This window comes from Clostridium senegalense (assembly GCF_018916625.1).
In the GTDB taxonomy this organism is placed as follows: domain Bacteria; phylum Bacillota; class Clostridia; order Clostridiales; family Clostridiaceae; genus Clostridium_J; species Clostridium_J senegalense.
In genome coordinates this window covers 465,863-474,912 of record NZ_JAHLNC010000002.1, presented here as the reverse complement: position 1 = coordinate 474,912, position 9,050 = coordinate 465,863, and the positions used below count along the sequence as shown (strand labels likewise).

Annotated in this window: 7 protein-coding genes; 5 read left to right on the top strand and 2 right to left on the bottom strand. The window is 23.9% G+C overall.

All coding sequences use genetic code 11. The features are described from left to right. Positions 1–314: 314 nt before the first annotated feature. The gene (locus KQI36_RS07315; protein ID WP_216450358.1) at positions 315–869 is read left to right on the top strand and encodes a nitroreductase family protein; all 555 of its coding nucleotides are present in this window, start codon (positions 315–317) and stop codon (positions 867–869) included. A gap of 78 nt (positions 870–947) precedes the next feature. On the opposite strand, the gene KQI36_RS07310 is transcribed toward KQI36_RS07315, so the two are convergent. After that, positions 948–1,745, bottom strand: a complete 798-nt coding sequence (locus KQI36_RS07310) for a nitrilase-related carbon-nitrogen hydrolase (RefSeq protein ID WP_216450357.1) — start codon at positions 1,743–1,745, stop codon at positions 948–950. A gap of 205 nt (positions 1,746–1,950) precedes the next feature. Between KQI36_RS07310 and KQI36_RS07305 the strand changes: the two genes are divergently transcribed. The 3 genes from KQI36_RS07305 (at position 1,951) to galU (ending at position 5,085) form a co-directional block, all read left to right on the top strand. Beyond that, positions 1,951–2,928, top strand: a complete 978-nt coding sequence (locus tag KQI36_RS07305; protein ID WP_244991516.1) for a YihY/virulence factor BrkB family protein — start codon at positions 1,951–1,953, stop codon at positions 2,926–2,928. Positions 2,929–3,256: 328 nt separating this feature from the next. Further along, positions 3,257–4,186 carry a type I phosphomannose isomerase catalytic subunit gene (locus KQI36_RS07300; RefSeq protein WP_216450356.1) on the top strand — a complete coding sequence of 310 codons (930 nt, stop codon included), beginning with the start codon at positions 3,257–3,259 and terminating at the stop codon, positions 4,184–4,186. 20 nt (positions 4,187–4,206) lie between these two features. Further along, complete coding sequence (galU, locus tag KQI36_RS07295) at positions 4,207–5,085, top strand: UTP--glucose-1-phosphate uridylyltransferase GalU (RefSeq protein WP_216450355.1); 879 nt, start codon at positions 4,207–4,209, stop codon at positions 5,083–5,085. Positions 5,086–5,134: 49 nt separating this feature from the next. Here galU and KQI36_RS07290 read toward each other — a convergent pair whose 3' ends face one another. Then, complete coding sequence (locus KQI36_RS07290; protein ID WP_216450354.1) at positions 5,135–6,136, bottom strand: LCP family protein; 1,002 nt, start codon at positions 6,134–6,136, stop codon at positions 5,135–5,137. 812 nt (positions 6,137–6,948) lie between these two features. On the opposite strand from KQI36_RS07290, the gene KQI36_RS07285 reads away from it, so the two are divergent. Continuing rightward, entirely contained in the window at positions 6,949–8,961 is a 2,013-nt protein-coding gene (locus tag KQI36_RS07285) for a sensor histidine kinase (protein ID WP_216450353.1), read from the top strand. The last annotated feature ends 89 nt before the right edge of the window (positions 8,962–9,050 follow it).

Sequence of the window (9,050 nt, the reverse complement as noted above, 5' to 3'; positions counted from 1 at the left end):
TAATATATATATATTAAATTATATATATTACTAATAAATTTTAAAATTAATAATAAATAAAATTTATTTTATCTTGTATATTGTTTTGAACTAGAATTTAAATTTATACTTCAATCAAGTAAAAAACTTAACGTAAATAAAAAGCTAGTATCTTTATATTATACTACAAATATATTCATTATAATGTTAATATAATAAATATAATTAAATTTATTGACTATATTTAATTTAATTATAAATTAAATTTTGTATAGGGCTTACAATAAATTTTTTATAAAAATAATTTTAATATTTATAAATTTTGGAGGGAAAATATGACTAATAATGAAACTTTAAAAGCTATAAAAAACAGAAGAAGCATAAGAAAATTTAAAGATAGTCAAATAACTAAAGAAGAATTAAATGCAATAGTACAATCAGCAATATATGCACCTACAGGTCATAATGATCAACCATGGCATTTTACAATAATACAAAATAAAGAGGTTTTAAATAAAATTAGTGAGGTAGCTAATGAGGCTATGAAAAACTCAGAAATAGAATGGATTTCTAAATTAGGATCTAAAAATAGACCTCTTTTCTATAATGCACCTACAGTAGTAATAGTTTCTGGTAAAGAGGGAACATATTCACCACTTACAGATTGTAGCGCAGCTATACAAAATATGCTTATAGCAGCAGAAAGCTTAAATATAGGTTCATTATGGAATGGATTAGTTTCATACTTCTTTGAAAATAAAGAAGAAGCTAAAGTTTTAAATTTAAAAGAAGGTTATAAACCATATTATGCGGTAGCTTTAGGTTATAAAGATTGTGAAGCTCCAATAGCACCAGAAAGAAATGAGGATGTATTTACTTATATATTATAGTAAATGAAAATTTAAAATAAAATTAAAGAAGTTTTAGATAAAAATAAGTTCTCTAATTTAAAATTAGAGAACTTAATCTTAATATAATAAATTATTATATTTATTATATAGATTATATTTTTTATCAGCTTTCAAAGGAAAATCTTTTTGATGATTTAAAACTAAATTTTTATCTATATCTGCTACTAATAAAATTTCAGAGTTCTCAATAGAAATAACTTCTTTTCCAAAAGGATCGATTATACAAGAACAACCATTATAAATTAAGGATGGGTCATTTCCAATTCGGTTTATACCAGCTATATAACACTGGTTTTCTATTGCACGGGCTTTAAGAAGTAATTTAAAGTCATCAATTCTTTCTATAGGCCAATTAGAAGCTACTGTTATTAAATCAGCTTTTCTAGATGCAATTTGAAATATTTCTGGAAATCTTAAATCATAACAAATAAAAGTTGAAAAAGTGATATCTTTAATAGAACTAAAAACTATAGTTGAACCAGAAATAAAATATTTATCTTCATTAGAAAATGAGAAGGGATGTATCTTAGTATAATTTGAAATAATATTATTTTTGTAAACTACTATATATTCATTTTTACCTAGTAAGGTATTTTCATAAAAACATTTTTTTATATAGCCAAAACCAATGGCTATATCATATTTATTTGATAGTAGTTTGATTTTATCTATAGTAAAGTCATCATCTTCACCTAATTTTTCTACATTAAAGGAAAAACCGGTAAATGACATTTCAGGAAAGAGAATTAAATCAACATTTTTAGTCTTTGCTTCTAATATAAATTTTTCAGCAATATTAATATTAAATTTTTTATCTTCCCATTTAATATTTGTTTGAGCTAATCCTAATTTCATAATCTACTTTCACCTCACAAATGCATATTCATAAAACTTTTAAAAGTTCACATAATGTTAATTCAATACATTTTTTACCAATAAGAAAAATAATGTTATAATATTAATTATAAATATTATAGTCAATATATACTTTAAAAATCACAATGAAGATTATAAATTAGAAAATTTAACTCTAATTAATTTTGTATGATAGGGGTTAAAGTTGATTTTTAAAATTTTTTGTATAAATTCTGAAGATTTTAAGCATAGTAAATACTTGATAGTATTATTAAATACATATCAAGTAAAAAGGATGGTGAAAAAAGAATACATGTGTATAACGGATTATATATTAAAGATGGTTGTAAAATATAAGCAACATAATATATCTGCATTAGCATCACAACTTGCTTATGATATGTTGTTATCATTTTTCCCATTTTTAATCTTTCTGCTTACATTATTGGGGCATAGTTCTTTAGAACCAACAGAGGTTTTAATAGCATTAAAAACAGTTATGCCAAATGAAGCATATATGTTAGTGGAAAATACTGTAAGGAGTGTTTTACAAACTAGAAATAGTGAATTGTTATCATTTTCATTAATATTTACATTGTACACAGCTTCAAGAGGTTTTAGAGCAATAATGTATGGTTTGAATAGAGCATATGAAACAAAAGAAAAGAGAAATTATATTAATATTATTTTAATGTCTATAGTATTTATGATTGGTCTTATAGGAGTTATTATGTTTGTTTTGGCATTTTTAGTATTTGGAGAGGCAATAAGTAATGGCTTAAAAAATTGGTTAGATTTAGAATGGGCACTATTTGATTATATTAATTTAATTAGGTACCCAGTGGCATTGTCGTCAATGATATTTGTTTTTGCTGCTATGTACCGTCTTATACCAGCAAGAAAGTTAAGTTGGAGTGAGGTAGTACCAGGAGCTGTATTTACAACGGTTGGATGGTTAGTGTCAAGTTATGTATTTTCTTTTTATGTAAATAATTTTAGTAATTATTCATCAGTATATGGAACAATAGGAGTTATAATAGTTTTAATGTTATGGCTATATATTACGTCTATAATAATCTTATTAGGGGGAGAGTTGAATGCAATATTGCGCCATGAAAAGGAATTAAAGTGCGGATTCTATAGTGACAAGAATAAAAGAGTAAAAAAAATAAAATATTATTAAATATTATAAGTAATATACAGAAGAGACTATCAGACTTATGTGCATTGATGTGCATTTCATAAGATTTGATAGTCTTTTTTCTATATTTAAATATAAAAAATAGATATTACTCATAAATATATAATATATGGGATTTAAAATATAGGAATTCGAATTAATGTTCTAAGGTATTATTGTTATAAAAATTAGAGATTTTTAAGGTGAATAAAAAGTATATATAGTTAATAGTTTCAATTAAAATAAAAAATTTCATGTATAAATTTAAATAAAAATTTGTTTCCATATATAATATTTTAAATTCTTATAGCGATGGTTTAAGGAGGAGTATATGTATCCATTGAAATTTTTCCCTATATATTTTAATAAAATTTGGGGTGGAAGAGATATTGAAAGTATAAAAAAAGATGCTCCAGAAGGTAACATTGGTGAGTCTTGGGAATTGTCCTGTCATCCTAATGGTGAAAGTATAATAAGCAATGGAAAATATAAAGGAATAAAATTAAAAGAACTAATAAAAGAAAATAAAAAAAATATAATAGGTAAAGATATATCAGAAGATAAATTTCCCATATTAATCAAATTTATTACTGCTAATGATAATCTTTCTATTCAAGTTCATCCAGATGATGTATATGCTGAAAATTTTGAAAATGACAATGGAAAGTCAGAAGCATGGTATATATTAAAAGTTAAAAATGATGGAAAAATAATTACAGGCTTAAATAATGTTGAAAAACATGATATTAAAGAAAAAATAGTTAATGGAAAATTAGAAAATCACTTAAATTATACACAACCTAAGGAAAATGAACTTTATTATATAGAGGCAGGTTTAATACATGGAATAGGTAAAGGAATAACCCTTCTTGAAATACAAGAAAGTAGTGACTTAACTTATAGGGTGTATGACTATAATAGAGGTAGAGAACTACACATAAATAAGGCTACTAAAGTAATAAATGAAAAATTAAAATGTGAAAAAATTATTCCTAAGAAAAAAATAATTAAAAATAATATTTGTTATGAATTTGGCGATTTTAAATCTTTTTCTATAAAAAGGTATGATATAAACAAGAACTTACTAAAAGCAAGTAATAAAGATGGATTTAATGTATATATATGTGTTAGTGGCAAGGGAGTAATAACTTATATGGAGGGGACAGAAACCATAAATTTAGGTGAATTAGTAATGATTCCATCTTCTTTAGGTGAATATTGTATAATAGGAAACTTAGGCCTTATAGAAGTTAGTGTATGATGAGTAAGGAGAGATAAAAAGTGAAAATTACAAAGGCTGTTATACCGGCGGCAGGTCTTGGTACTAGATTTTTACCCGTTACCAAAGCTATAGCAAAAGAGATGTTACCTATACTAGATAAACCAACGATACAATATATAGTAGAGGAAATAGTAGATTCTGGAATTAAAGATATACTCATAATAACAGGTCATAATAAGAAAGCGATAGAAGATCATTTTGATAGAGCTTTGGAACTGGAAATGAATTTAAAGAAAAATAATAAAAAAATATTATTAAATGAGATAAATGATATAACTAATATGGCTAATATACATTATATACGGCAAAAAGAGCCTAAAGGATTAGGGCATGCAATATTATGTGCAAAATCATTTATAAAAGATGAACCATTTGCAGTGCTATTAGGAGATGATATCGTTTATAGTAAAGAACCTTGTATAAAACAACTAATAAATCAATTTAATGCAAAAAATTCTACAATTTTAGGTGTTCAAGATGTTGAAAAAGATGAAGTATATAAGTATGGAATAGTAGATGGGAATATAGAAAATGATAGATTATATAAAGTTAAAAGTTTAATAGAAAAGCCATCTATAGAAGTAGCTCCTAGCAATATTGCTATATTAGGAAGATATATTATAACACCTGAAATATTTAATATATTAGAAAACATAAAGCCTTCTAAAAATAATGAAATACAATTAACAGATGCATTAAATGAACTTTCTAAAAAAGAATCAGTTTATGCATATAACTTTACTGGAAAAAGGTATGATATTGGTGATAAATTAGGTTTTTTAAAAGCTAATATAGAATTTGCACTAAGAAATAATGATATAAAAGATAGTTTAAAAGATTATTTAATTGACTTAAATTTTAATAACTATAATATTTAATGATATATAAAAAAACTATGAAATTTAAAAAATTTCATAGTTTTTTTACTTAAAATAAAGGATCTTTAGGAGTTGGTTTTATGTCATTATATATATAGTCATGAATTTGTTTAGCTGTTTCAGCTTCGTCAAAACTTAAATACCAAACTTCATCAACTACTTTTCTATCACAATACCCATCTAACGGAAAGCGTTGTTCATCAAAAGAAGATATAGAATTTAATGCAGATTTACCTAAAGTAAGCATTTCACCTTTAGATAGACTAGTAGTTACCATTTCTGCAAGAGAAGAAATAGCACCAGGAATATCTGTTAAGCCCATATTCAATGCTTTTTCTATTAATAACTCACAAACTTCTCTTTGACGTTCAGTTCTTTCAAAGTCTCCATTACCTATTTCTCTTATTCTGGTATATGAAAGTGCTTGTATACCAGTTAATGTTACTTCACCAGAAGAATTAAGTGGTTGGATAGGTTTACCTGTTATTTCTGCAGCTTCATACTGATACTTATTTATTAAATTTCTTTCCTCTTCAGTGATAGTAAGGTTTACACCACCAAAGTAATCAATTATATCTATAACAGATTCAAAATTAACAGTAATATAATTTTCTATATCTAACTTAAAAGTTTGATTTATAGTCTTCACGGCTAATAAAGGACCACCATATGCATAGGCATGGTTTAGTTTTTCATAACCGTGACCATCAATATTTACATAACTATCACGCATAAGTGAGGAGAGTTTAATTTTATTCCTATTAGTATCAAGTGTAAGTATTAACATAGCATCAGAACGTCCATTTTCATTAATAGATCTATTATCTATTCCAAAAACAGCAATATTCACTATTCCATTAGTTGCCTTTATATCATCTATTGAGTTATCATCAGTATCAGAAGTTGATATACCCAATTCTTTTTTATCCTTTGTAAATTCAACAGTTTTAATTTTATTTAGTAAAGAATATCCATAAACACCAGAAAAAATTATAAGAACACCTATGATGGATAATATAATAAAAGTTATAGTTTTTGTCTTTTTTTTCATTTCGTAATCCCTCGATTCTATGTAGTTTTTTAAGAACCATTAAAAATCATACATATCTTAATATTATACATAAGTTCTTTTCAATTGAGTTACAACTTAAGTTAAATTATTGTTAATTATAAATTAATAATGATTTTATTATATATTAAAGTAGATAAATACCATGAATTTTGTTGAAAAAAGTAATAAAAAATTTATTAAAATATTAAGAAAATATTGTAAAATAATAATGGAGTTAGTTAATTATTAAAATATATATTTTAAGTATTGCTTTATTACTATATAAATATAAGCTAAATTTAAAATTAATTACTAAATAACTAATTTATTTGAAATATTTTTGTCTTATAAAGAATTTTAAAAATAAACTAAGAGAGAAATTTGTTACTATAGGAGTTTGGAGGAAACTTAATTTGTATATGATTTGCTTTGTAAATTGTAATAGAAAGTTATTCTTTTTATGAGCATTAAATATCATTTAAAAAAAGAGAGGGTAACAATTACAATAACCATTAGCTAATATGTACTATTTAAATTATAAAATTACTATTTGATAAAAGTAGGAATTAGAATTAAAGTTTTGAAACCTATAGATATACAATAAAAAACACTTAGACATATAAATGAAAAGTAAATATATAGATTATAAGGTTAAGTATCAAGAGAATATAAAATGGTATAGGGGGGGAGGCGTTATAAAAAACTTATTTAAAATAGAAATGTTATAAGATTAATATTATATTTGAAAATTAATAAAAATCTAAAGAATATTTATTTTATAACGTATTTAAAGTTTTTTATAACCAAAAAGTATGATTATAAAAGATGAAGATATGTTCTTTTTAGAAAACTTAAATAATCCAATATGTATTTTATCTGAAAAAAACAATGTTTTGTATAAAAATAAAAGTTTTAAAAAATTAATTAAGGAATTAAAGGAAAAAGATGAAGTATATAATGAACATATAGAAATGTTGAGTTATGAATATTTAAAAAATTTTAAAAATATGGGGGATTTTAAAATACAAGTTAAGTCTAAAGATCAAGAAGACTTTTGTTTTAAAATTATTATAAATGATTCGATATATAATGAAAAGCCAGTTTTTTTGATTTCAATTGAAAAAAAACTTGTGTCAAATAAATGCCATCTAAATGGATACGGTATGATTAAAGGTGAAGAATTTGTTTCAGATTATTTTAAAATTCATAGAAGGTGTTTACAAAAAGAATTTGATGTAAATGCCGTTATTAATTCGGAGATGGTAAATAAAGTATTGTTATACTCACCAAATATAATAATGATAAAAAAAGATAGAAAAATTATATTTGCAAACAAGGCTGCACAACATTTATTAAGAATAAGTGATGCATCAGAGATTATAGGAAAAGAATTTTATGAGATAGTTAATTTTGAAGCTAAAGAAAAAAAGTACAGTAAAAATATTTTCGAAAATGAGTATTATTATTATAATGCATTACCAGTATCGCAGGTGAAATTAAAAACTTTTAAAGGAAAACAAATTTATGTTGATGTTTGCTTTATGTCGTTTTTTGAAGATGAAGATGAGTTTAGTGTATTAATTGCAAAAGATATAAGTAAAAGAGTTAAAATTGAGGAAAATTTGGTAAGGAATGAAGAATATTATAAAAAGCTACTTGAATTTTTACCTTATGGAGTAGCAATAGTAAATAATAATAAAATTACATTTTCAAATGATAGTTTTGCAACTATGTTGGGAGAAAAAACAATACAAGATACATTAAATAATAATTTAGCACAATATATAAAGGATGAAGATAAAAAAATAATAAAGAATATGCAAAAGAATATATTTGGTGAATTAAAGCAAGTGGAATTTACAGAAATGAAATTACTAAGAAAAGATGGAAAAGAGCTAGATATAGAACTGGGTGCATCTCCATTTTTATTTGAAAATAATTTGTCGGCTATATTAGTTATGTGTGATATAACTGAAAGAAAAAATGCAGAAAGAGATAAGTTTAAATTAAAACAAGCACTAAAATATGATAGATTAAAAACAGAATTTATAGCTAATATATCACATGAATTAAAAACACCATTAAATATAATACTTAGCATAGTTCAATTATTTGAACTTAAAAAGAGAGGCAATGAAAATATAGACTCTATTACAGGTAAAAGATATTTGCAGGTTGTAACACAGAATTGTTATAGATTATTAAGGTTAATAAATAATTTAATAGATATAAGTAGGATAGATGTAGGACATTTAAAAATGAATTTTGGGAATTATGATATTGTAAAAATAATTGAAGATATAACAATGTCTACAGTAGAACATATTGAAAGTAAAAATTTAAATTTAATTTTTGATACAGAGATAGAAGAAAAAATAATTGGCGTTGATAGAGAAAATATGGAAAGAATAATGTTGAATTTACTTTCTAATGCAATTAAATGTTCAAATGAAAATGGGACTATTTGGGTTAATATATATGATAGTGGTGATTTTATAGAAATTGCTGTTAAAGATAATGGAGTGGGTATTCCAAAAGAAATGCAAGAAAGAATTTTTGAAAGATTTGTTCAAAGTTCTCCACTATTTACAAGAACTTATGAAGGCAGCGGAATAGGGTTATCCTTAGTTAAAGCATTAGTTGATGCGCATGGTGGTAAAATTACAGTTGAGAGTAAAGTAGGAGTTGGAAGTGAATTTGTAGTTAGTCTTCCCAATAGGTTATCTAAGAAAGACCCTACGTTTTTACAATCTAAATTAATAGAAGATAATAAAAGTAATAATGTAGAAAGAATAAAAATTGAGTTTTCAGATATATATAACTAAACTTTCCTATTAGGATTTAATTACACCTTTGATTAAAAAATAAAATATTGGATAGAATTTTAAAAAGTTAAAGTTAAATTTTATTAATA

What these genes read in the sequence shown, in the direction of transcription:
- KQI36_RS07310 (WP_216450357.1), bottom strand. Translation starts at nt 1,745, where the DNA reads ATGAAATTAGGATTAGCTCAAACAAATATTAAATGGGAAGATAAAAAA.
- KQI36_RS07300 (WP_216450356.1), top strand. Translation starts at nt 3,257, where the DNA reads ATGTATCCATTGAAATTTTTCCCTATATATTTTAATAAAATTTGGGGT.
- KQI36_RS07290 (WP_216450354.1), bottom strand. Translation starts at nt 6,136, where the DNA reads ATGAAAAAAAAGACAAAAACTATAACTTTTATTATATTATCCATCATA.
- KQI36_RS07285 (WP_216450353.1), top strand. Translation starts at nt 6,949, where the DNA reads ATGATTATAAAAGATGAAGATATGTTCTTTTTAGAAAACTTAAATAAT.
- KQI36_RS07315 (WP_216450358.1), top strand. Translation starts at nt 315, where the DNA reads ATGACTAATAATGAAACTTTAAAAGCTATAAAAAACAGAAGAAGCATA.